The sequence below is a fragment of the Bradyrhizobium sp. NAS96.2 genome, assembly GCF_001908235.1.
Classification (GTDB): domain Bacteria; phylum Pseudomonadota; class Alphaproteobacteria; order Rhizobiales; family Xanthobacteraceae; genus Bradyrhizobium.
In genome coordinates, this window is sequence record NZ_LGHK01000242.1 from 1 (window position 1) to 22,340 (window position 22,340).

The following is a 22,340-nucleotide window of genomic DNA, read 5'->3' on the forward strand; positions in this document are numbered from 1 at the left end:
CGAGCCGCCGTTGCGGCCGCTCAGGCTGTTCGAGCGGCCCGAACCGATCAAGGTGCCGTTCGCGAGCGTGCCGGACGGTCCGCCGCATCAATTCACTTGGCGGCGCGCCTTGCATGCGGTGGTGCGGGTCGAGGGCCCCGAGCGGATCGCGATGGAATGGTGGAAGCAGGACGGCGCGGCGCTGACGCGCGACTATTTCCGCGTCGAGGATGCCGAGGGCCAGCGCTTCTGGATCTTTCGCGACGGCCTTTACGAGAGTGAACTGCGCGACGAGGAAGACAAGCCCGTTCCGGCCAACTGGTATGTGCACGGGCTGTTCGCATGACGATGCCAGCGCCCGATTATGCCGAGATCGGCATCACCAGCAATTTCTCCTTCCTGCGCGGCGGCTCCGATCCGCGCGCCTATGTGCATCAGGCGAGCGAACTCGGAATCCCTGTGATCGGGATCGCCGATCACAACACGCTGGCCGGCGTGGTGCGCGCCTGGAAGGAGCTCGACAGCGAGAAGGTCGCCCATCCGCCCAAGTTCCTGGTCGGCGCCCGCATCGTCTTCATCGACGGCACGCCCGATATCCTGGTCTATCCGCGCGACCGCGCCGCCTATGGCCGGCTGTGCCAGCTCCTGACCCGCGGCAAGCGCGGCGATGGCCTTGTGAGGATCGAGAAGGGCGACTGCCGGCTCACGCTGCCCGATCTCGTCGATTTCGCCGAAGGCCAGCTGCTGGTGCTGGCGCTGCCGCATCGTTTCGAGACCGATGACGCGCTCGGCGTGCTCGCGCAATTGAAGGCCAGCGCCGCCGACGGCGTCTGGCTGGCCGCAAGCCTGCTCTATCGCGGCGACGACAAGCGCCGTCTCGCGCGGCTGCATGGCCTCGCCACCGATGCCGGTGTGCCGCTGCTCGCCACCAATGAGGTGCTTTACCACCATCCCGCGCGCCGCCCGCTGCAGGACGTGCTGACCTGCATCCGCGAAAAGACCACGATCGAGGCTGTCGGCCGCAGGCTCGAGGCCAATGCCGAGCGGCATCTCAAGCCGGCGCATGAAATGATCAGGCTGTTTCGAGATCTGCCGGACGCGATCGCGGAGACCATGCGCTTCGCGAAACGCATCTCGTTCTCGCTCGACCAGCTCAAATACCAGTATCCCGATGAGCCGGTGCCGCCGGGCAAGACCGCGCAGCAGCATCTGGAGGATCTGACCTGGGCCGGCGTCGACAAATATTTCGGCGGCGAGATCGACGAAAAACTTCGCGCCACCCTGAACAAGGAGCTCGCGCTGATCGCCGAGCTGAAATACGCGCATTACTTCCTCACCGTGCATGACATCGTGCGCTATGCGCGCAGCCAGAACATCCTGTGCCAGGGGCGCGGCTCGGCGGCGAATTCGGCGGTGTGCTATGTGCTCGGCGTCACCTCGGTCGATCCGACCAAGGTCGATCTCTTGTTCGAGCGCTTCATCTCCAAGGAGCGGCTGGAGCCGCCCGACATCGACGTCGATTTCGAGCATTCGCGGCGCGAGGAGGTGATGCAATATGTCTATCGCCGCTACGGCCGCCATCGTGCAGCGATCATCGCCACCATCATCCATTATCGCCCGCGCAGCGCGATCCGCGATGTCGGCAAGGCGCTCGGGCTGACCGAGGACGTCACCGCGGCGCTCGCCGACACCGTGTGGGGCAGCTGGGGCAAGGGCCTCAACGACATGCAGGTGCGGCAGGCCGGGCTGGACCCTGCGAATGCGATGATCAATCTTGCGGTCGAGCTCGCCACCGAGCTGATCGAGTTTCCGCGCCATCTCTCGCAGCATGTCGGCGGCTATGTGCTGACCCAGGACCGGCTCGACACCTATGTGCCGATCGGCAACGCCGCGATGGACGACCGCACCTTCATCGAATGGGACAAGGACGACGTCGACGCGCTGCATATGATGAAGGTCGATGTGCTGGCGCTGGGCATGCTGACCTGCATCCGAAAATGCTTCGACCTGATCGCCGGCCACAAGGGCGAGCACTGGGAGCTCGCCAGCGTCCCGCAGGACGACCCAAAGGTCTACGACATGCTGTGCCGCGGCGAGTCGCTCGGCGTGTTCCAGGTCGAGAGCCGAGCTCAGATGAACATGCTGCCGCGCTTGAGGCCGCGCACCTTCTACGATCTCGTCATCGAGGTCGCGATCGTGCGTCCCGGGCCGATCCAGGGCGACATGGTGCATCCGTATTTGCGGCGGCGGAATAAGCAGGAGCAGGTGAGCTATCCTTCGCCTTCGCCGGATCATGGCGACAAGGACGAGCTCTACAACGTGCTGCACAAGACGCTCGGCGTGCCGCTGTTCCAGGAGCAGGCGATGCGGATCGCGATCGAGGCGGCCCATTTCACCTCCGAGGAGGCCAATGGCCTGCGCCGCTCGATGGCGACCTTCCGCAATCTCGGCACCATCGGCACCTATGAGGAGAAGCTGGTCGGCAACATGGTGGCGCGCGGCTACGATCCGGACTTTGCCCGCAGCTGCTTCGACCAGATCAAGGGTTTTGGCAGTTACGGCTTTCCGGAAAGCCACGCCGCGAGTTTCGCCCAGCTCGTCTACATCTCCTCATGGCTGAAGCATTATCATCCCGATGCGTTCTGCTGCGGCCTGCTCAACTCGCAACCGATGGGCTTCTACGCTCCGGCGCAGATCGTCGGCGACGCCCGCAAGAACGGCGTCACGGTGCGCGAGGTCGATGTCTCCTTCAGCTTTGCGCAGAACACGCTGGAGGAGCAGGTCGGCGAGCACTGCGCGGTGCGGCTCGGCTTCCGCCAGATCGACGGATTTCACTGGCTGGATGAGGACGAGGAGAGGTTGAAGGCTCTCCAGTCGTCATTCCGGGGCGCGCAAAGCGTAGATGTTTATGAGTCAGGAAGGCACGAACGGATGGGCTCTCTCCCCCCTTGCGGGGGAGAGTTGGAGAGAGTGGTAAGCCACGACCACCGCCCGTGCGGCTTACCCCTCTCCCTAACCCTCCCCCGCAAGGGGGGAGGGAACCCGCTCACCTCCCGTGCGGCCTTGAACGGAGATGAGTTGGACTGGGCCGACCGCATCGTCGCGGCGCGCAACCGCCGGCCGTTTGCCTCGCTGGAGGATTTCGCCCGCGATACCGCTCTGCCCAAGCGCGCGCTGGTCCTGCTCGCCGATGCCGATGCGTTCCGCTCGCTCGGGCTCGACCGCCGCGAGGCGCTGTGGGCGGTGCGGCGGCTGCCCGACGACGTGCCGCTGCCGCTGTTCGAGGCCGCGACCGCGCGCGAGCAGCCGGACGAGGGCGCAAAGCCGCTGCCGGAGATGCCGCGCCCCGAGCAGGTGGTCGTCGACTATCAGACCATCCGCCTGTCGCTGAAGGGGCACCCGATGGAATTCCTGCGCGAGATGTTCACCAAAGAGCGCGTCGTCGCCTGCCACACCATCAACCGCAGCAACGATCGCCGCCGCGTCCGTTGCGCCGGCGTCGTGCTGGTGCGGCAGCGGCCGGGCAGCGCCAAGGGCGTCGTGTTCATGACGCTGGAGGACGAGACCGGCATCGCCAACATCGTGGTGTGGCCGAAGGTGATGGAGCAGTACCGCAAGGAGGTGATGGGCGCGCGCTTGATCCTGGTCGAGGGCTATATCCAGAGCAGCCCCGAGGGCGTGACGCATCTGGTGGCGCAGCGCATGACCGACCGCTCCCACGATCTGATCGGCCTCGCCAATGAATCTCCTGTCAGCAAACATCCGGTACCGGCGGGCCCGGCCTTGATCGAGCCGCTCAACGACGACCGCCGCGATCACGGCGATAACTCGCCGCAAAGGATCCGCCACCCCCGCAACGTCCGCATCCTGCCGCCGTCGCGCGATTTTCATTAGTTGCTGCGCGATGACGGCGGCATGGAGCCGCGTTACGTGCTCGACCAGTTCCGCGTTCAAGCAATTCAGGATGTGCTCCAACTGCTCGTTGATAAGCAACAGAGCCCTAAGAGCGCTACGTAGATCGCCGTCACAGGCGGCGACGATCTCGTCTAGCTCCCGGTCATACTCATCCAGATAGTCATTGGTCGTTGGATGCGGCGCAAAAGCAAGAAAAGGGTCGTCAGGGTTAGCGAGGAGATCAGGCAGGCGGTTCAAAGCCAAGGCTACTACATGCGAAAGCTGAGCGATCACGGGACAAACCAATAGTGCACTGCCGTGGCGTGAAGACGTTGCGGCCCCACTGCCCGATGATGCACTCGGGCCGCCCCGAACAACGGCGTCTGGGCCGACAGCTTCTTCGATGGGTTACCGCGATTGCGTGAGGCGGTCGGTCTAGTTGGTGCTCGGAGAGCCATGATACGGTCTAAACTGCCGATCACCCAAGCGAGCGCAGTGAGGACAATACCGATCAGCGGCTTCGCCGAGTTGGCGCTGGAATTCCTTCCGGAGAGCTTCTCCCTCCCACGTCGTGCCGTCGCACCTGATAAGGTTTCTGGCGCGCGCAACGGCGTGGTTTTCAGCCGCGTCATCACCAATACGGACCGTTATATCCAGGTGGAAAGGACATACTGCTATGGCATGGGTCGTTTCCAGCGCGTAGTGCACGGCTGAACGCAAATCATCTGCGTGGCTGCTTACGGACATGCGAGCCTCCTCGGACGAAGCGGGGCTCGGAGTGCTAGAGCCTGAGCCCCATAACCCTCAAACAGTCAGGTTATTCTAGCCCGGTTGGCAAGCCTATCATTGATGTAGCGCAAAAGAACTCGGCTCTATGCCAGAGCAAAAACCCGGCCGCCAATTAAGACGGCCGGGCGAAATGCAAATATGGATTGATGAACGCCGCGACTATGCTGCGGTGCGGAGAGAACTTCTATCCCGGGCGAATAGGGTGGGCTTGCCGCACCACGGTAGGAGACTGAACCCGCCGCCCTATACGTTTGAGTTGGACCGGCTGTTAGCCACCGGCTCGAACCAAAAACGTATCCACGGACGCAGCTAATCGGTTGGCTGCTTGCACGGCACTCGGCATGGACTGCTTTTGGAAAGGCGATGGACCGACAAAATTGACTGTCAGCCCCGCAACAGCGGCGAGAACCGCTATTACAATCGCAGCGAGATAGTTGGTCCTCATGGCGATGATCCGTCGCTTCGCCCCTTGAACTAACTTGGCACTCTCAGAAATGGTTCCGAGCGCTGTTTGTGTGTCAGTTCGGCCCGGACGTCGATGCCGCACCCCGAGTTCCTCGTCCGAACGGAACATCACGTCGCGATCCAGAGATCAAAGGAACGAAAGCGCCCTGCCGGGCTTTAGAGAAACATGAGACCGCCGCTCGCCGGTACTAAAACGGCGCATGTCGCGGATAGCCAAAGGTCGCTGCCAGCGACCCGCTGTTGAATACAAGCGCACGCGCAATGATAGCCAAAGGCGGCGGTCTCCAGTTCCATTCAGAATTGTCACTGTGCTCGCAACGGAGAACTACGGGAGGGGTAGGCGTAAGCGGGTCTCCGCTGAGCGCTTTCTTGCCCCTAACGAGGCTTCGTTATGCCCAAGAGCATCAACATAGACCACAAACACAGCCGCGCCATCGTTCGAGAGATCGGCGAGAAATTGCGTACGACGATGGAGCCAGAGCGGGAATTGCCAGCGAACGTCAGAACTCAAATCAACCGGCTCCGCGAATTGGAAGAGCAGTCACCATCAATCCGTCCAGCGGATGAGCGCGCGGATAAGCCTCGCCGTTGAGCCGCCTTTGCATGGCACAGACGGCTGGCCGAACAGGGACGAGCAATGCCATCGGCTAAGCGCCGTGGGGCAAAGATTTTGCAAGAATACGCAGCGGCTCAATCCGAATTGATCGGCAAAACCGTCGTCCTCACCGATGGAAAGGCCGGCACGGTGGAGAACGTTTGGCTCGATGAATTGCACGGGCTTCGGATTTCGATCGAAGGCCATGACGGGAGATGGCCGGTCTCAACCATCAAGCTTGTGGGGAACTAGACCGAGCATCGAACTGAGCGCTGCCCAGAGCAGCAGTCCGGTCAGAACATCCCGATCAAGGTGAAAACCACGACCTCGATCAGGAAAGCGACGCTCATGATCGTGACGGTGAGAAATACGTCGGCCACGGGCAGAGAGGTCATAATACGCCTCGCGTTTTGCGAAGCCCCGAAACCCATAAGCCAAACTCCCCGAGGACGAAAACGTTTCGGTTCCGACCGTCGAAGATCAAAATGCTTATCGTATTTCGAGTTCCGTGATCGCCTGAGCCGAAATCTCTGCGGGGTCCTTGATGCCAGGTCGCGCGACCTTGAGGACCGCTTTCGCGATCGTTTCCGTCAGCGGATCGTCACCGTGCCTGACCGAGAGCATACGCAGCGTTTGCTCGTAAGCCTTGGCAATGAGGTTCGCATCTTTCCGCGCCTTAGCGTCGATCTGCAAGCGGACGTAGGTGGATATTTCTTGCCCTCAGCCCGGCGCGAGAGGTTACCACGGGAATTGGCCACCGGAGAAAATCGGAAGATGCGCCTGCCGCTCCGAGAGCCCGCCCTTGCGGCACTCGGTGTCGCGAGCGGGCCGGGCTTCGGGGCATTCTTCGGCGGCGGCCCGATGGTCAGCCAAACACCAAAACCCAACAGAACCGCCGTCAAAAGGTATGACGCTAAAACGTCGGAACAATGGATACAAAGGCTGGTCCACGTCGGCTGCTTGCTCCGAGGTTGGGATAAAGCCCAGTGCGCCGCAATTCTACTTGTGAGGGAGCAAGCGCCGGCGTGACCATTGCCACGGCGCGGCAAACGAAGAGGCACAACTGAGGCGGCCTTGCGGTGTTCACGCACGGGCGCTAGTTCTTGGTCTGGCGTAGGGGATATACGGTGAGCAAGGCCCGCGAGTTTATCGATTTCTGGATCGAGAATAGCGTTCACGCTGTTGAGCAGTATTGGACTGTCGGCGCGTCGCAGGATGTCGCCGAACTGACCCGCCGCCTTGTTGCGGCTGCCAAGGAGCAGGGTTTCTCGGAGCCCGACTTTGCAAGCTGAGGTAGGCGGCATCTCCGACCACATCGGAGACCGGCTCAAGGCAGCGAACAGGGCTGAGCGCGAACGGCGTAAGCCCGCGTAGGCATCGCAATGCAGGTGGGTGGCCCTTACTGTGTTAATCTGTAAACATCGCCGGGCTTGAGGTTGAGTTCCTCGAACATTCGTTGCTGCTTGCCTGTCAATTGAATATCCAAGACTTCCGCTGTCCAGCCTTCTGGGACAGCGGCGAGCACCAACGTCAGAGCCTGACTTGGCTTGGCTAATGCGATCCAAACTTGCTGTTCTGACCCGTCCGGCGAAAGATTGTCCGCCGTCGCCTCAACAACAGTAAAGGAGTTGTCAAAGGACTCCGCCATGGTCGTTCAATGCGACGGCGAGCGGCTTGTTTCTAACTTGAGGCGCCATCCTCTCGGCATCAAGGCCGTTGACGAATTCGATCCGCGCCGAGGGCGGAGCCGCCGACGTTCCACGCAAACCCGATAGCCTTCGCGGTTCGACTCGGGCGGCCCTTTAGCTTTGCCGGGAAGCGGCAAAAATCACCCTTGTTTTCTAGGGGGTGCGGCGTTCAGAACGGGCCGAAAATAGCGCTTGAAATCAGGCCGTGTGGTCCTGACGCCCTAGTGACAGGTGTCTTTTCGCATTGCGCGGTGCGAAGACGGTGACAAAAAAACCAAGTCTCGCCGGGGAGAGCACGTATAAGCCGTAAGCCATCGCGCAGGGAAAGCCGGGTTGTTTCCGGTTATACCTGTGGTCCTACCCCCGAGCTTTCTACCCATTGCTGGGGGCCCATGGGTGCGATCGGCGCCCGGCTTTCCCTGCGTCCTTTGCGAGAGAGAGGGCGGAACGAAGAGCAAAGCTCGGACAAATCATGTCGCGAGAACGCGGATGTATGACACACTGTCGCGCAACATACTCGCCGTCGTCCCGGCGCAGGCCGGGACCCATAACCCCAAATGCAAATTGTTATGCGATGCTGGAACGACGAGTCCCTTCAACAACATCTGCTGCGGCGTATGGGTCCCGGCTTTCGCCGGGACGACAGCGAACAAGCGGCACCATACGCGGAAAACGATGAGCACGGCGCACGTGCGCCTTTGCCCACCTTGCAGCTTACACCGGGAATGCTGACACGAAGCTTACAAGTGATCCCAAATTCGGTGTCGTCCCTACGAACGCAGGGACCCTGCGTTCGCAGGGATGACGTTGGGGTGATATCGCGTGTCCAGCCTGCTATTCCACCGCCGCACCGACCGGCGGTCCGCCCGGCGGGCGGTGCAGGAAGGTGATCGATGCATAGGCGCCGACCCACGAGCCGGCTGCCGCGAAGGCGACATAGAGCCAGTTCTCGGTGTAGCTGATCACCGCATAGGAGGAGAGCATGTACCAGACGCTGCTCCAGGTCGCCGCCGGCACGCGCTTGCGCGCGACGACTGCCGAGGTGAACATGACGTAGACCGCGTCGGTCGCCGCGGTCGCGAGGAAGACGCCGCCGGCGGTGATGGGATCGATGGCAGCCATTGCAACTCCTGTTCGGGTCGGCCAGAAGGCATGATCCGGAAAAGTGTGAAACGGTTTTCCGAGAAGGTCATGCCCAAACAAGGCATGACCCGGAAAAGTGTGAAACGGTTTTCCGGAAAGGTCATGCCCAAACAAGGCATGATCCGGAAAAGTGTGAAACGGTTTTCCGAGAAGATCATGCCAAAATAGGGGTTTGGATCGGGCATTGCCTTTTTGTCATCATGCTCGGGCATAGATTAATCGCAAAGAGGAATGCGCATGCAGGACATCCGTGAAATCCTTGCCGATGTCTGGACCGGTGCCGGTGGCGCGCCGTCCGCGCTTGATGCGGTCAGGCTGACCGGCAGCGAGCCGCAACTGCCGTCGTCGTTTCGTGTCGCAGCCGCCGCGCAGGCGCCGATCGCCGCGGCCGGCCTTGCGGCGGCCGAGATCTGGAAAGCCCGCAGCGGCGAGACGCAGGACGTCGCGGTCGACATCCGCCATGCCGTCGTGGAATGCCGCAGCGAGCGCTACCTGCGCGTCGACGACAAGCCGCCGCCGCCGGCCTGGGACAAGATCGCCGGCGTCTACCGCGTCCGCGACGGCCGCTTCGTCCGCCTCCACACCAATTTCCCGCATCACCGCGACGCCGTCTGCAAGGTGCTCGGCTGCAACGCCGAGCGTGACGACGTCCAGGCCGCGCTTTTGCAGTGGGACGGCGAAGCGTTCGAGACCGCGGCCTACGCGGCCGGCGGCGTCGTCGCCTTGATGCGTTCATATGACGAGTGGTCGGCGACGCCGCACGCCCGGGAACTGGCGAAGCTGCCGCTGATCTCGATCGAGAAGATCGGCGAGGCCGCGCCGAAGCCGTGGCCCGCCGGGAAGCGGCCGCTGGCCGGCATCCGTGTGCTCGATCTGTCGCGCGTGATCGCCGGCCCCGTCGCCGGCCGCACGCTCGCCGCGCACGGGGCCGATGTGCTGCTGATCTCGGGTCCCGATCTGCCTGATATCCCCTGGCTGACCATCGACACCGGCCGCGGCAAGCTGACGGCGTTCCTCGGGCTGCGCAGCGAGGAGGGGCGAGGCGCGATGCGCGATCTCGTGGCGCAGGCCGATATTCTCTCGCAGGGCTATCGTCCGCAGGCGATCGCGCGGCTCGGCTTCTCGCCGCAGGAAGCGGCCCGCATCAATCCCGGGATCGTCTATGTGACGCTCTCGGCCTATGGCCATGCCGGTCCGTGGGCGGAGCGGCGCGGTTTCGATTCGCTGGTGCAGACCACGACCGGCTTCAATCACGCCGAAGGGCAGGCGGCCGGCGTCGATGGACCGAAGGAATTGCCGGCCCAGATGCTCGACCACGCCACCGGATATTTCATGGCGTTCGGTGCCATGATGGCCAAGGCCCGCCAGGCGCGCGAAGGCGGCAGCTGGCACGTCCGGGTGTCGCTGGCGCAAACCGGGCGCTGGCTGTGGAATCTCGGCCGCCTCGAGGCGGGCCTCGCGACCGAGGACCTCAAGGCGGAAGCGGTGCTGCCCTACATCGAGCGGTTACCGTCCGGTTTTGGCACGCTGAGCTCGGTCCGACACGCCGCCGTCCTGTCGCGGACCCCGGCCCATTGGTCCCGTCCGGCCATGCCGCTCGGCAGCAATCCTCCGGAGTTTCCCGGATGAGACATTCAGCCACCATTCAGGGTATCCGAACTTTAACGACCGGCACCGCCGAAGTGCGATTTTTAGGTTGTTTGCAACGCCAATTCGGCACTATTAGCGCACCGCTGGGGCCGTCCCGCCGGAAGCTGCAACGATCGATCCTGCGGACCGCATGCTGAAAGAGTTTACCAAGAGAATGCAGAGCTTTAGCCGCCCGCGCCTGCTCGTGGCCGCGGCGGTGCTGGTGGTCGCCTGCGCGGGCGCCTACGGCTACACCCGCTTCGGCTCGGAAAAGCAGGCGCCGTCGGAAGTCTCCAGCCAGTCCCGCAAGGGGGGCACGCGCTATACGCCGTCGGCCGCCGAGTGGGCCAGCCTGACCTTCCAGGCCGTGGCCGAGCATACCTTCCGCTCCGAGCTGGTGACCGAGGGCAAGATCGGGATCGATGAGGACCGTTCCACCCCGGTCTACTCGCCCTATACCGGACGGGTGACCCGCCTCCTGGTGCGGCCGGGCGATACCGTCGTGAAGGGGCAGCCGCTGTTCGTGATCGAAGCGGCCGACACCGTGCAGGCGCAGAACGACTACGTCGCCGCGATGACCGGTCTCAACAAGGCCCAGTCGGCGCTCGACCTGGCCCAGATCCAGGAAAAGCGCGCCAAGGACCTGTCCGAGGGCAAGGCGATCCCGCTGAAGGATTATCAGACTGCGCAGGCCGCGCTGGTGCAGGCGCAGAACGATGCGCGCTCGGCGCAGACGCTGCTGGAAGCCGCGCAGAACAAGCTGCACATCCTCGGCTTCGGCGACGAAGCCATTACGACCTTGCAGCAGAAGGGCCGCCTCAATCCGGAGACCACGGTGTTCGCGCCGATCGGCGGCACCGTGGTCCAGCGCAAGGCCGGCCCCGGCCAGTATGTCTCGACCGGTGCCAGCGACCCGGTCTATGTGATCGGCGATCTCTCGACGGTCTGGCTGATCGCCTTCGTCCGCGAATCCGATGCCGACAATGTCGCGGTCGGTCAGGACCTCAGCTTCAGCGTGATGGCGCTGCCGGGCAAGGTCCTGAACGCCCGGGTCAACTATGTCGCCGCCGCGATCGACGCGACCTCGCGCCGGCTGCTGGTCCGCGCCACCATCGACAACGCCGACAATCGGCTGAAGCCCGAGATGTTCGCCAATGTGACGCTGTATTCGAAAGGCGATCACCCTGCAGTCGGCGTGCCGAAACAGGCGCTGATCTACGAGGGCGATCAGGTTCGCGTCTGGGTCGCGAGGGCCGATGACAAGACCATCGAGCTGCGCCAGATCAAGCCCGGCCTCATCAATGGCGACCTCGTCGAGGTCGCCGGCAATCTCAAGCCGGGCGAGCAGATCGTGACGAAGGGAAGCCTCTTCATCGACCGCGCCGCATCCGGCACTTGAGACGCATGATCCGGAAAAGGGGGAACCGGCTTTCCGGATCGACCATGCTCAACAAGACAAATCCTCACCGTTGAAAGTGCCGATCTGAATGGATCGCCTCGTCGCCTTTGCCGTCAATCGCCGCTACTTGATGGTGGCCATGTTCGTCGCCGTGTTCGTCGGCGGCCTGCTTGCGTTCAAGCAGCTCAACATCGAGGCCTATCCCGATCCGACCCCGCCGATGGTCGACATCGTGACGCAGAGCCCGGGCCTGTCGGCCGAGGAGATCGAGCGTTACATCACGATCCCGATCGAAACCCAGGTCGCGGGCATCAAGAACCTCAAGACCATCCGCACCATCTCGCTGTACGGCCTGTCCGACGTCAAGCTGCAGTTCTCCTTCGACTACACCTATGACGAGGCGCTGCAGCAGGTGCTCAATCGCCTGTCGCAGCTCGCGCCGCTGCCGGGCAACGTGCAGCCCGGCATCTCGCCGACAAGCCCGATCGGTGAAATCTTCCGCTATCGCCTCAAGGGGCCGCCGAACTACAGCGTGCTCGACCTCAAGACGCTGCAGGACTGGGTGCTGCAACGCCGCTTCCGCGCGGTACCCGGCGTGATCGACGTCACCGGCTGGGGCGGCAAGACCAAGACCTATGAGATCCAGGTCGACTTCAACAAGCTGGTCGCCAACGGCTTGACCCTGCCGCAGGTGCTGCAGGCGGTCTCCAACGCCAACATCAATGTCGGCGGCAACACCGTGAACATCGGCTCGCAATCGGCCGTGGTGCGTGGCGTCGGCCTGATCCGCTCGATCGACGATCTCGCCAACACCATGATCTCGCAGTCCGGCGGCAATCCGGTGCTGGTCAGGGACGTCGGCGCCGTCACGATCGGCGAGAAGCCGCGGCTCGGCATCGCCGGCATCGACAGTGACGACGACATCGTGCAGGGCATCGTGCTGATGCGCCGCGGCGAGCAGAGCTCGCCGACGATTGCCCGCGTCGAGCAACTGGTCAACCAGATCAACAGTTCCTCGATCCTGCCGCCGGGCGTGAAGATCGAACGCATCTACGACCGCAAGGATCTGATCGAGCTCACCACCCACACCGTGCTGCACAACATGGTGGTCGGCATCCTCTTGATCGTGCTGTTGCAGTGGATCTTCCTCGGCGATCTCCGCAGCGCGCTGATCGTCGGCGCGACCATCCCGTTCGCGTTGTTCTTCGCCGTGATCATCCTGGTGCTGCGCGGCGAATCCGCCAATTTGCTCTCGGTCGGCGCGATCGATTTCGGCCTGATCGTCGATGCCACCGTGATCATGGTGGAGGCGATCTTCCGCCGGCTGTCGCAGACCACCGCGCTGTCGGACGCCGAACGCGCGCACATCTCCGACGACACGGTGATGGGGATGAAGAGCCACGCGATCCTGTCGGCGGCGGCCGACGTGTCGCGCTCGATCTTCTTCGCCGCCACCATCATCGTCGCCGCGTTCCTGCCGCTGTTCACGCTTGGCGGCGTCGAGGGCAATATCTTCGGGCCGATGGCGCGAACCTATGCCTATGCGCTGGCGGGCGGATTGCTCGCGACGTTCACGATCACGCCGGCACTGAGCGCGCTCATCCTGCCGGCGCATATTCACGAAACCGAAACCTGGATCGTCAAGAAGCTCGACGCGATCTACCTGCCGGCGCTGAACTGGGCGATCGCCAACCGCAAGGTGGTGATGGCCGGCGCCGCAGGCCTCGTGGTGACCACCATCATCTTCGTGCGGTTCCTCGGCCTCGAATTCCTGCCCAAGCTCGAAGAGGGCAATCTGTGGATCCGCGCCACGCTGCCGCCGACGATCTCGCTGCAGGAAGGCAACGCCTATGTCAACGAGATGCGGAAGCTGATCAGCAGCCGTCCCGAGGTCGTGTCGGTGGTGTCGCAGCACGGCCGCCCCGACGACGGCACCGACGCCGCCGGATTTTTCAATGCTGAGTTCTTCGCGCCGCTGAAGCCGGCCGGCGAATGGCCTGCTACCCACGACAAGGACGTACTCACGGCGCAATTGCTGGCGCAGTTGCAGGACAAGTTCCCCGGCGTCGAGTTCAACTTCTCGCAATACCTGCAGGACAACGTGTCGGAAGCGGTGTCCGGCGTGAAGGGCGAGAACTCGATCAAGCTCTATGGCAACGATTTGCAGGCGCTGACCGACACCGCCAACAAGATCAAATCGGTGTTGTCGACAGTGCAGGGCGTCACCGACCTCGCGGTGTTCACCTCGCTCGGCCAGCCGACCGTCCAGATCGACGTCGACCGGGCGCGGGCGGCGCGCTACGGCCTGTCCCCGGGCGACATCAACGCCACGATCAAGGTCGCCGTCGGCGGCGACACCGCGGGCGATCTCTATGAACCCGGCAGCGACCGGCACTTCCCGATCATCGTCCGCCTTGCGCCGGAATATCGAAAGAGTGCGGAGGCGATCCAGAACTTAAGGATCGGGGCAACGAATCCGAATGGCGGAGTCACGCAGATCCCGCTGAGCGAGGTCGCATCGATCAAGCTGATTTCGGGCGCGGCCTACATCTATCGCGAACAGCAGGAGCGCTATCTGCCGATCAAGTTCTCGGTGCGCGACCGCGACCTCGGCAGCGCGATCCTGGAAGCGCAGCAGAAGGTCAACGAGCAGGTCCAGTTGCCACCCGGCTCGCGTATCGAATGGGTGGGCGAGTTCGGCAATTTGCAGGACGCGATCAAGCGGCTGTCGATCGTGGTGCCGATCAGCCTCGTGCTGATCGCGGTGCTGCTGTTCCTCAATTTCGGGTCGATGGTCGACACCATGCTCGCGATGAGCGTGATCCCGATGGCGATCTTCGGCGGTGTGCTCGGGCTGCTGATCTCGGGCATTCCGTTCAGCGTGTCGGCGGCGATCGGCTTCATCGCGCTGTTCGGCATCGCCGTGATGGACGGCATCATCATCCTGTCGCAATTCAACCAGCTGATCGACGAAGGCTATGACCGGATGCGCGCGGTGATCCGCACCGGCGAGCTGCAGCTTCGTCCGGTGTTGATGACCTGTGTCGTCGCCGGCATCGGCCTGTTGCCGGCGGCGGTGTCGGAGGGCATCGGCTCGCAGGTGCAGAAGCCGCTCGCCATCGTCGTCGTCACCGGCATGATGCTGGCGCCGCTGGTGATCCTGATCACGCTGCCGGTGCTGATCTCCTACTTCTCGCGCCGGCCGCGCGACAACATCAGGTGAAGCCGTAGAGCCGCGCCGGATTGTCGACCAGGATCGCCTTGCGCACCGCGGCGTCCGGCGCCCAGACCGGAAGCTGGTTGAGGAGGCGGCCGTCGTCGATCTGGTACAGCGGCGTCACGTCGGTGACCTTCTTGCCCTGGGGCGTCACCGAGTCCGGATGCGGCCAGTCGGTGCCCCAGACGATGCGCTCGGCATTGGCCGCGATCAGCGCCTGGGCCAGCGGCGTGGCATCGGCATAGTCGGGCGCAAGCTTGGAGGCGCGGTAGGCGCCGGAGATCTTGACGTAGGCCTTGCCGGATTTGACCAGCGCGAGCAGGTCGTCAAAGCCAGGCTGGCCGGTGCCAAGCGCGGCTTCGGCGCCACCGAAATGGTCGAACACCACAGGCACTGGCGCTGCTGCGACCAGATCCTTGATCGCGGAGATCATCGCGAGGCTGGTGAATAGCTGGACATGCCAGCCGCGTGCCTTCATCCGCTCGATCGCGGCCGAGAAGCGTTGCCGGCCGACATTGGGATCGTTGACGCCGCCGGTCGCAAGATTGAGGCGGATGCCGCGGAAGCCGGCCTTCTGCATCGCGTCGAGATCGCTCTCGCTGGTGTTGTCGTCGATCACGGCGACGCCCCGCGCAGTCGGCCCGCGCGCCGTCATACCGAACAGGGTCGACGAATTGTCGGGGCCGTAGACGCTCGGCGTCACGATCACCACGCGCTCGACATGCAGCGCCTTGTGCAGCGCGCTCATCTCCTCCGGCGAGGCCGGCTCCGGCGTATAGACGCGGCCGGCGAAGAACGGGAATTTCTCGGGGTCGCCATGGATGTGGGTGTGGCAGTCGCATGCACCGGCAGGCACGTCGAAGTTCACCGGGGTCGATGGTTGTGCGGCCTTGGAAAATGCGTTGCTGCTGGTCATGGTCACTCCCGCTGCGATGGAAGCCAGCATCATACTGCGTCGCGTCAGCATTGGACGTCTCCCTGCGTGCTCGGCTGTTATGCGCGTAGTCCGCGCACCGGCATTATCGGTTGCCGGCGGGGGCGGAGGTTATCGGCGGCGAGAGCGGGCGGAAAGGGCCGGTTCGCGCTGCGACCGGTTCCTCCAGGCCTATTGTCCGGACGGCGTGCGCAGGCCGTGCCAGGCGTCGCGCACCTGATGGTAGTGCACCTCCGGCAGGTAGTCGGGCGTCTTGAGATTGAGCGTCTTGACGTCGAGGCGACCGATCGCGCTGAGCAATGTGTAGGAGGCGATCACGCGGTCGCGCTGCGCACCGATCAGCCGTGCCCGCGCCGTGATCAGATCCTGCTGGGCGTTGAGCACGTCGACCGTGGTGCGCTGGCCGCCGGCGGCTTCCTTCTGCACGCCGGCCAGCGCGACCTCGGCAGCCTTCACCTCGGACTCGGAGGCCGACACCGCGATCTTGGCGCCTTCATTGGCGACCCATGCGCTGACCACGGCGGTCTTGGCCTGATTGCGGACCTGGTCCAGCACGAGGCGGCTCTGCGCGGCCACTTCCTTGGCCTGCCGGGTCTGCGAGGCCGCAGTGCCGCCGTCATAGATCGGCTGCGTGACCTGGCCGATCACCGAGGCCTGGTCGGTTCCGAACGTACCGAGCGTCTGGTCGCTGTCGCGGCTGCGGCTGACGCTGCCCTGCAGGGTGACATTCGGCATCAGGCTGCTCTCGGCGACGCGGATCGAGGTCGAGGCGACATCGACATCGAAGCCGGCCGCAGTCACGGCGGGATGCTCGCGCAGCGCAAGCGCGATCGCATCCTCGCGGCTGCGCGGCAGCAGCCGGTCGGTGGTTTCCGCCGGTCGCAATTGCGACGGCGGGCTGCCGACGACCTGCGCATAGGTGGCCTGGCTGATCGCGTAGTTGACCTCGGCGGCGTTGAGATCGGCGAGGCCGCGGTTGAGGCGCGCCTCGGCCTGGGCCGTATCGGTCGGCGTGACGTCGCCGGCATTGAGGCGGCGCTGCGTGATCGCCTGGGTCTCCTTGAGGAAGGCGACGTTGGACCGCTGCGCCTCGACCAGGGTCTGGTTGGCCAGCACGTTGGTATAGGCGGTGACGGCATCGAGCAGCACGCCCTGGCCGACATTGCGCAGCGCCTCGCGGCCGGATTGCACCTGCAACTCGGCGACGCGGACGCTGTTGGCGGTCTTGAAGCCGTTGAACAGGGTCTGGGTCACCGTGACCCCGATCTGCCACGGCTTCAGCGTCGCGGTCTGGATGACGTTGCCGGGCAGCTGGTCGCGCACCGCCTGAAGGCCGACAGAGAGGCCGGCGCTGATCTGAGGACGATAGCCGGCCAGCGCCTGCGGCACGTTCTCGTCGGTGGCGCGCTGGCGCGCCCGCTCGGCATTGAGCTGCGGATTGGTCTGATAGGCCTTGACCAGGGCCTCCGGCAGGCTCTCAGCGCGGGCAGCGGTGTCAGCCAGCAGCGCGCATGCCAGCGCGCCAAGGCCGATGCCCGACAAAAGCACGCGCCTCGCCACGTCGCCAATACCAGCGGCACGCTCAACCATGTGATCCCGCACACCAAACCCCGGCAGTCCGCCTCCGCCGACGCCGTCGACACATCTACCTGTTTACGGGGCGGCGCCGCCACAGGCAAACCGCCCCGCGACATCTGCACATCATTTCGGTTGTTGTCTGTTGCCGGTTCGTCACAGGCGAGCGCGACTGTCATATGAAGTATAAATTCGAACCGCCGGGCGCCGATTCCGCGGCGCCGGTTATCCACTGTCTCCGCCGGGTCCATTGCTGATGCCCATACTGTTCTCCGACCCCGAGGCGATCGCGGAGCACATCATTCGTGACGTCGGAACCGAACTGGTGGTCGGGCTGCCGCTCGGCCTCGGCAAGGCCAACCACATCGTCAACGCGCTGTATGCGCGGGCGATGGCCGACCGCTCCATCAACCTGACGCTGTTCTCCGCGTTGACGCTGGAAAAGCCGAAGCCGAAGAGTCTGCTCGAACAGCGCTTCATCGGTCCGGTGATCGATCGCCTGTTCGGCGGCTACCCGGATCTCGCCTATGCGGATGCGCTGCACCGCGGCGCGCTTCCGCCCAACATCAAGGTCATCGAGTTCTTCTTCCTCGCGGGGCAGTGGCTGTATCAGCCGTTTGCACAGCAGCACTACATTTCCGCAAACTACACCCACGCGGCGTCGTACCTGTTGTCGCGCGGACTGAATGTCGTCCCGCAGCTGGTCGCCAAGCGCGTCGTCGACGGCGTGCCGCGCTACAGTTTGAGCTGCAACACCGACACAACGCTCGACGTGCTGCGCGCCCGTGCACAGGGACGGGCGTCATTCAAGCTGATCGGCCAGGTCAATTCCGAACTGCCGTTCATGCCGGGACCCGGCGATCTGCCGGCGGATGAATTCGCCGCGGTGCTCGACAGTCCGGACACCGATTTCCCGCTGTTCGCGCCGCCGTCCGAGCCGATCAGCGACACCAAATATGCGATCGGATTGCATGCCGCCCGTCTGGTGCGCGATGGCGGCACGCTGCAGATCGGCATCGGGCAGGTCGGCGATGCGCTGGCGCAGGGCCTCGTGGTCCGGCATCGCGACAACGCGCAATTCCATGGCATCATGCAGCGCCTTGCGCCTGGCACCGCACAGGGCGCAGCAGCCGAGACCGGATCGTTCGAGAAGGGCCTCTATGGCGTCAGCGAGATGCTGTTCGAGGCGTTCCTCGGGCTGATCGATGCCGGCATCCTCAAACGTGACGTCGACGGTGTGATCCTGCACGGCGCATTCTTCCTGGGGCCGCAATCCTTCTATCGCGCACTGCGCGAGATGACTGGCGAGCAGCTGGCGCGAATCCAGATGATGCCGGTGTCCTTCACCAATGAGGTCTTCGGCGACGAGGAGAGCAAGCGCCGCGCCCGTGTCGATGCGCGCTTCGTCAACAACGCGATGATGGCGACGCTGCTCGGCGCTGCAATCTCCGACGGGCTCGACAACGGCCAGGTCGTGAGCGGCGTCGGTGGCCAGTACAATTTCGTGGCGCAGGCATTCGCGCTCGAAGGCGCACGCTCGGTGCTGGCGCTGGAGGCAACCCATCAATCCGGCAGGCAAGCGCAGTCGAACATCCGCTGGTCCTACGGCCACGAGACCATCCCGCGTCATCTGCGCGATATCTTCGTCACCGAATATGGCGTCGCGGATACGCGTGGAAAATCCGACGCGGACGTGATCGCTGCGATGCTGGAGGTGTCGGACTCGCGTTTCCAAAGCGAGTTGATGCGGCAGGCCAAGGATGCCGGCAAGCTGCCGCGTGATCACGAAATCCCCGCCGCGCACCGCGAAAACTATCCGGAGCGGATCAGCGCTGCGCTGAAGCCCGCGCGCGATTCCGGCCTGCTGCCGTCATTCCCGTTCGGCAGCGACTTTACCGACCTCGAGCAGCGGTTGATTGCGGCCTTGCAGATCTTGCAGCAGGCCCAGCGCACGCCGCTGCAACTCGCCGGCCTGCTGTGGCAGGGGATGCGGCATCCGCCCGATGCCGCCGACCGCGAATGCCTGGCGCGGCTCGGTCTCGACAAGCCGACGCATTTTGCCGAGCGCGCCTATCGCGCGCTCGTCACCGCGGCACTGCAACGGAGCCGCGCGAATTAGCGGTTCTTGTTGACCGGCTTGCGCTTCTCGATGAAGGCCGCCATGCCCTCGGAGCGATCCTCGAGCGCGAAGGTCGAGTGGAACAGGTTGCGCTCGACATTCATGCCTTCCGAAAGCGGCGTCTCGAACGCGCGGTTGATGGCTTCCTTGGCCATCGCGGCGGCCGGACGCGACATCGAGGCGATCTTCTCGGCCGCGGCGAGCGCTTCTTCCTGCAGCTTGTCGGCGGGAACGATCCGCGACACCAGGCCCGAGCGCTCGGCTTCCGCCGCATCCATCATCCGCCCGGTGAGGCAGAGATCCATTGCCTTCGACTTGCCGATCGCGCGGGTCAGGCGCTGGGTGCCGCCGATGCCCGGGATAGTGCCGAGGGTGATTTCCGGCTGGCCGAACTTGGCGGTGTCGGCGGCGATGATGATGTCGCACATCATCGCAAGCTCGCAGCCGCCGCCGAGCGCATAGCCTGCGACCGCCGCGATGGTCGGCTTGCGGCAACGCGCGACGCGGTCGCCGCCGATGGCGGTGAAGTCGCTGTTGAACATGTCGATGAAGCCCTTCGGCTGCATCTCCTTGATGTCGGCGCCGGCCGCGAAGGCCTTCTCGCTGCCGGTGATCAGGATGCAGCCGATCTTGTCGTCGGCCTCGAGATCGTCGACCGCCGCGGCGATCTCGCGGAACACACCGAACGACAGCGCGTTCAGCATTTTCGGCCGGTTCAGCGTGATGACGCCAACCGGTCCCTTGCTCTCGACGATGATGAATTCGAACGTAGCCATGACGCAAACCCCGTGCCTGATTTGGCGGGCAATGTGCCCGCTGGCGGGATGCGCTTCAAGTGGCTGAAGCGAGGCTTTGGGCCGCGGTGCGGCGCTGCCCCGCGCCGCAAGCCGCAAGCGCCTCGGCTAGGCCATGAACATCCGTGCGGCGGAGGCCACCGTGAGCAGGGCGCCGAAGCCGATGAAGATCTTGCCGATCAGCGAGGTCTGGTCCCAGCTTGCGCTGTCGCTGCTCGCCAGAACCGGGGCCGGCTTGGGTGCCGCTGCGGCGGCAGGCGGCGGCTGCACAGCCGGCGCCTCCTGCTGGGCGGTCTGTGCCTGAACCGGTTGCGGCTGTTCCGCCGGCTGCTCCTGCTGCAGGGCCCGGTCGAGGTCGTTGAGCTGGTCGGATGCGACCACGCTGCCGTCGGGTTGCGCGTCGGCGGGCTTGTCGGAGGCGGCCATCATCGGATTGACGCTGGCGGGCGGGGTGCTCGCATTGCCGTCGCCGGAGGTCAGCTCCGCATTGGCATTGGCAACCGTGGCCGGCATGCCTGCCGATGTCACGCTGCCGGCGTCCTTGCTGGCGGTCTTCTTGCCCTCGGATTTGTCGGCCGACTTGTCAGCGGTCTTGGAGGAGCTGTGACGCGCATGGCGCCGGACATGCCGCGAACTCTGTTGCGCGGACTTGTCGGTCGTTGCGTTCTCGGATTTCGGTGCCGATGCGTCCGAACCGGCCGCATGTGCCGGCAACGGAACAGCGAGACACATGGCAAGCCCGGTCAGCCCTGTCGCGACCATCAAGGCCAAGCGCCCGTTGGCTTTGATCTTCATTCTGATGATCTCCCCATTTCGCCCGTCCCAAAGCCGAAATGAGACCCCGCTGCGTGTCCACACCGGGGCAAAAAAAGGGAATCTTCGGGCCTCAGGGGGCAAAAGCTGGGCAATTTCGTCCCAGTAGGTGATCGGCTACGGCACCCCGATGCTTGTCGGACCGATCGGTGTTATGAGCCGTGGCGTCTGAAACCGGCCGGAGCGATTCTTGCGCCCGATCTCCGGCGCGGCCTGACCGGAGGATCGCGATCACGAATTCGTGATATTCTTGGTTGACCGCGTAACGAACTGAAAGATCGGCCGAATTGCAATTCAGGAGCTTGCGTGCGCGAACGTGAGGATGAATGGACCGACCTGATGCGGTCGGCCATTTCTGGCGATGACGCGGCGTATCATCGCCTGCTCAAGGCCATCACGCCGGTACTCCGTGCCGCGGCGCGACGTGGCTTGGCGCGCGCGGGACAACCGGTCGATCAGTCCGAGGACATCGTGCAGGACATCTTGTTGGCGGTGCATTTGAAGCGACAGACCTGGGACAGCAGCGCCCCGTTCGCGCCGTGGCTGTTCGCGATCGCGCGCAACAAGCTGATCGACGCGCTGCGCCGCCGCGGCAAGCGCATCTTCGTCAACATCGATGATTTCGCCGAGACGCTGCCGGGGGAGACACCGGAGCCGACCGCGTCGCCCAGTGAGGTCACCGTCCAGTTGCAGGCGTTGCCGGCGCGGCAGCGCGACGTGCTGCAATCGATCGCGGTCGACAGCGCCTCGATCAAGGATACCGCGGCGAAATTCTCGATGACCGAGGGCGCGGTGCGGGTCGCCCTGCATCGCGGGCTTGCGAGCCTCACCGCGAAATTACGGGACCGATGAGCATGGATACCGATCAACTCATTCGAACCCTCGCTGCAGACAATGCGTATCGTGCGCGCCCGATCGGTCTTGCGCTGATGTTGGCACTGCTGGCGGCGGCGCCGGTCTCGCTTTTGATCTTCTTCGCCGAGCTCGGCGTGCGGCCCGACGTGATGACCGCGATGCATAATCCGTTCTTCGACCTGAAGTTTGCGGTGACGCTGGCGCTCGCCGCCTCGGCGATCGCGGTCAGCCTGCATCTGTCACGGCCGGAAGCCTCGTTGCGCAGCTTCGGCTGGTGGCTGCTGATTCCCGCCGGCATCCTCGTTGCCGCGATCAGCGGCGAGATGATGATGCCGCAGCGCACGCCGATGATGACGCGGCTGATCGGCAAGAACTCGATGGCGTGCATGACCGCGATCCCCGCGATGTCGCTGCCGCTGCTGGTCGGCGCGCTGTACGGGCTGCGGCAGGGC

At 64.2% G+C, this 22,340-nt stretch carries 19 protein-coding genes; 12 read left to right on the plus strand and 7 right to left on the minus strand.

From position 1 onward, the window contains the following. The 5 genes from AC628_RS37195 to AC628_RS37215 all read left to right on the plus strand — a co-directional run. Positions 1-325 (plus strand): DUF6504 family protein (locus AC628_RS37195; protein WP_349510147.1); only part of this gene is annotated, 325 nt, incomplete at its 5' end. 2 nt (positions 326-327) lie between these two features. After that, positions 328-3,873, plus strand: a complete 3,546-nt coding sequence (locus AC628_RS37200; protein ID WP_074131644.1) for an error-prone DNA polymerase — start codon at positions 328-330, stop codon at positions 3,871-3,873. Between the two features lie 456 nt (positions 3,874-4,329). After that, on the plus strand, positions 4,330-4,587 hold the full coding sequence (locus AC628_RS44920) for a hypothetical protein (RefSeq protein ID WP_210190311.1): 258 nt from the start codon (positions 4,330-4,332) through the stop codon (positions 4,585-4,587). Between the two features lie 931 nt (positions 4,588-5,518). Continuing rightward, positions 5,519-5,719, plus strand: a complete 201-nt coding sequence (locus AC628_RS43475) for a hypothetical protein (RefSeq protein ID WP_143202014.1) — start codon at positions 5,519-5,521, stop codon at positions 5,717-5,719. A 45-nt stretch (positions 5,720-5,764) separates the two neighbouring features. Beyond that, the gene (locus tag AC628_RS37215) at positions 5,765-5,974 is read left to right on the plus strand and encodes a PRC-barrel domain-containing protein (RefSeq protein ID WP_074131632.1); all 210 of its coding nucleotides are present in this window, start codon (positions 5,765-5,767) and stop codon (positions 5,972-5,974) included. A 237-nt stretch (positions 5,975-6,211) separates the two neighbouring features. Here the strand turns inward: AC628_RS37215 and AC628_RS37220 are convergent, their stop codons facing one another. Continuing rightward, positions 6,212-6,415, minus strand: a complete 204-nt coding sequence (locus tag AC628_RS37220) for a hypothetical protein (RefSeq protein ID WP_245321518.1) — start codon at positions 6,413-6,415, stop codon at positions 6,212-6,214. 434 nt (positions 6,416-6,849) lie between these two features. On the opposite strand from AC628_RS37220, the gene AC628_RS37225 reads away from it, so the two are divergent. Then, positions 6,850-7,014, plus strand: coding sequence for a hypothetical protein (locus AC628_RS37225; RefSeq protein WP_245321519.1), 165 nt, complete (start codon positions 6,850-6,852; stop codon positions 7,012-7,014). Positions 7,015-7,121: 107 nt separating this feature from the next. Here the strand turns inward: AC628_RS37225 and AC628_RS37230 are convergent, their stop codons facing one another. Together AC628_RS37230 and AC628_RS37235 are read right to left on the minus strand one after the other, a co-directional pair. After that, positions 7,122-7,370 carry a hypothetical protein gene (locus tag AC628_RS37230; protein ID WP_074131634.1) on the minus strand — a complete coding sequence of 83 codons (249 nt, stop codon included), beginning with the start codon at positions 7,368-7,370 and terminating at the stop codon, positions 7,122-7,124. Positions 7,371-8,244: 874 nt separating this feature from the next. Continuing rightward, positions 8,245-8,532, minus strand: coding sequence for a hypothetical protein (locus AC628_RS37235; RefSeq protein WP_074131635.1), 288 nt, complete (start codon positions 8,530-8,532; stop codon positions 8,245-8,247). A gap of 258 nt (positions 8,533-8,790) precedes the next feature. On the opposite strand from AC628_RS37235, the gene AC628_RS37240 reads away from it, so the two are divergent. The 3 genes from AC628_RS37240 to AC628_RS37250 all read left to right on the plus strand — a co-directional run bounded on the left by AC628_RS37240 (position 8,791) and on the right by AC628_RS37250 (position 14,804). Continuing rightward, positions 8,791-10,182, plus strand: a complete 1,392-nt coding sequence (locus AC628_RS37240; protein WP_074131645.1) for a CoA transferase — start codon at positions 8,791-8,793, stop codon at positions 10,180-10,182. Positions 10,183-10,333: 151 nt separating this feature from the next. After that, positions 10,334-11,581, plus strand: a complete 1,248-nt coding sequence (locus AC628_RS37245; RefSeq protein ID WP_074131636.1) for an efflux RND transporter periplasmic adaptor subunit — start codon at positions 10,334-10,336, stop codon at positions 11,579-11,581. An 88-nt stretch (positions 11,582-11,669) separates the two neighbouring features. Next, positions 11,670-14,804 carry an efflux RND transporter permease subunit gene (locus AC628_RS37250; protein ID WP_074131637.1) on the plus strand — a complete coding sequence of 1,045 codons (3,135 nt, stop codon included), beginning with the start codon at positions 11,670-11,672 and terminating at the stop codon, positions 14,802-14,804. On the opposite strand, the gene AC628_RS37255 is transcribed toward AC628_RS37250, so the two are convergent. Continuing rightward, positions 14,797-15,765, minus strand: coding sequence for an amidohydrolase family protein (locus AC628_RS37255; protein ID WP_074131638.1), 969 nt, complete (start codon positions 15,763-15,765; stop codon positions 14,797-14,799). The genes AC628_RS37250 and AC628_RS37255 overlap by 8 nt on opposite strands. A 138-nt stretch (positions 15,766-15,903) precedes the next feature. Continuing rightward, the gene (locus AC628_RS37260) at positions 15,904-17,322 is read right to left on the minus strand and encodes a TolC family outer membrane protein (RefSeq protein WP_074131639.1); all 1,419 of its coding nucleotides are present in this window, start codon (positions 17,320-17,322) and stop codon (positions 15,904-15,906) included. A 241-nt stretch (positions 17,323-17,563) separates the two neighbouring features. On the opposite strand from AC628_RS37260, the gene AC628_RS37265 reads away from it, so the two are divergent. Further along, positions 17,564-19,426, plus strand: coding sequence for an acetyl-CoA hydrolase/transferase C-terminal domain-containing protein (locus AC628_RS37265; RefSeq protein WP_074131640.1), 1,863 nt, complete (start codon positions 17,564-17,566; stop codon positions 19,424-19,426). Here AC628_RS37265 and AC628_RS37270 read toward each other — a convergent pair. Both AC628_RS37270 and AC628_RS37275 read right to left on the minus strand, forming a co-directional pair. Next, entirely contained in the window at positions 19,423-20,202 is a 780-nt protein-coding gene (locus tag AC628_RS37270) for an enoyl-CoA hydratase (RefSeq protein ID WP_074131641.1), read from the minus strand. The genes AC628_RS37265 and AC628_RS37270 overlap by 4 nt on opposite strands. A 126-nt stretch (positions 20,203-20,328) precedes the next feature. Further along, on the minus strand, positions 20,329-21,015 hold the full coding sequence (locus tag AC628_RS37275) for a hypothetical protein (protein ID WP_074131642.1): 687 nt from the start codon (positions 21,013-21,015) through the stop codon (positions 20,329-20,331). Between the two features lie 324 nt (positions 21,016-21,339). Between AC628_RS37275 and AC628_RS37280 the strand changes: the two genes are divergently transcribed. After that, positions 21,340-21,885, plus strand: coding sequence for a sigma-70 family RNA polymerase sigma factor (locus AC628_RS37280; RefSeq protein WP_074131643.1), 546 nt, complete (start codon positions 21,340-21,342; stop codon positions 21,883-21,885). A 2-nt stretch (positions 21,886-21,887) separates the two neighbouring features. Then, positions 21,888-22,340 (plus strand): NrsF family protein (locus AC628_RS37285; RefSeq protein WP_245321520.1); only part of this gene is annotated, 453 nt, incomplete at its 3' end.

Excerpts from the sequence above, each read along its gene's own strand:
- AC628_RS44920 (WP_210190311.1), top strand. The coding sequence starts at position 4,330 with ATGATACGGTCTAAACTGCCGATCACCCAAGCGAGCGCAGTGAGGACA.
- AC628_RS37230 (WP_074131634.1), bottom strand. The coding sequence starts at position 7,370 with ATGGCGGAGTCCTTTGACAACTCCTTTACTGTTGTTGAGGCGACGGCG.
- AC628_RS37255 (WP_074131638.1), bottom strand. The coding sequence starts at position 15,765 with ATGCTGACGCGACGCAGTATGATGCTGGCTTCCATCGCAGCGGGAGTG.
- AC628_RS37235 (WP_074131635.1), bottom strand. The coding sequence starts at position 8,532 with ATGGCTGCCATCGATCCCATCACCGCCGGCGGCGTCTTCCTCGCGACC.
- AC628_RS37270 (WP_074131641.1), bottom strand. The coding sequence starts at position 20,202 with ATGGCTACGTTCGAATTCATCATCGTCGAGAGCAAGGGACCGGTTGGC.
- AC628_RS37265 (WP_074131640.1), top strand. The coding sequence starts at position 17,564 with ATGCCCATACTGTTCTCCGACCCCGAGGCGATCGCGGAGCACATCATT.
- AC628_RS37215 (WP_074131632.1), top strand. The coding sequence starts at position 5,765 with ATGCCATCGGCTAAGCGCCGTGGGGCAAAGATTTTGCAAGAATACGCA.
- AC628_RS37245 (WP_074131636.1), top strand. The coding sequence starts at position 10,334 with ATGCTGAAAGAGTTTACCAAGAGAATGCAGAGCTTTAGCCGCCCGCGC.
- AC628_RS37275 (WP_074131642.1), bottom strand. The coding sequence starts at position 21,015 with ATGAAGATCAAAGCCAACGGGCGCTTGGCCTTGATGGTCGCGACAGGG.
- AC628_RS37260 (WP_074131639.1), bottom strand. The coding sequence starts at position 17,322 with ATGGTTGAGCGTGCCGCTGGTATTGGCGACGTGGCGAGGCGCGTGCTT.
- AC628_RS37200 (WP_074131644.1), top strand. The coding sequence starts at position 328 with ATGCCAGCGCCCGATTATGCCGAGATCGGCATCACCAGCAATTTCTCC.
- AC628_RS43475 (WP_143202014.1), top strand. The coding sequence starts at position 5,519 with ATGCCCAAGAGCATCAACATAGACCACAAACACAGCCGCGCCATCGTT.
- AC628_RS37240 (WP_074131645.1), top strand. The coding sequence starts at position 8,791 with ATGCAGGACATCCGTGAAATCCTTGCCGATGTCTGGACCGGTGCCGGT.
- AC628_RS37250 (WP_074131637.1), top strand. The coding sequence starts at position 11,670 with ATGGATCGCCTCGTCGCCTTTGCCGTCAATCGCCGCTACTTGATGGTG.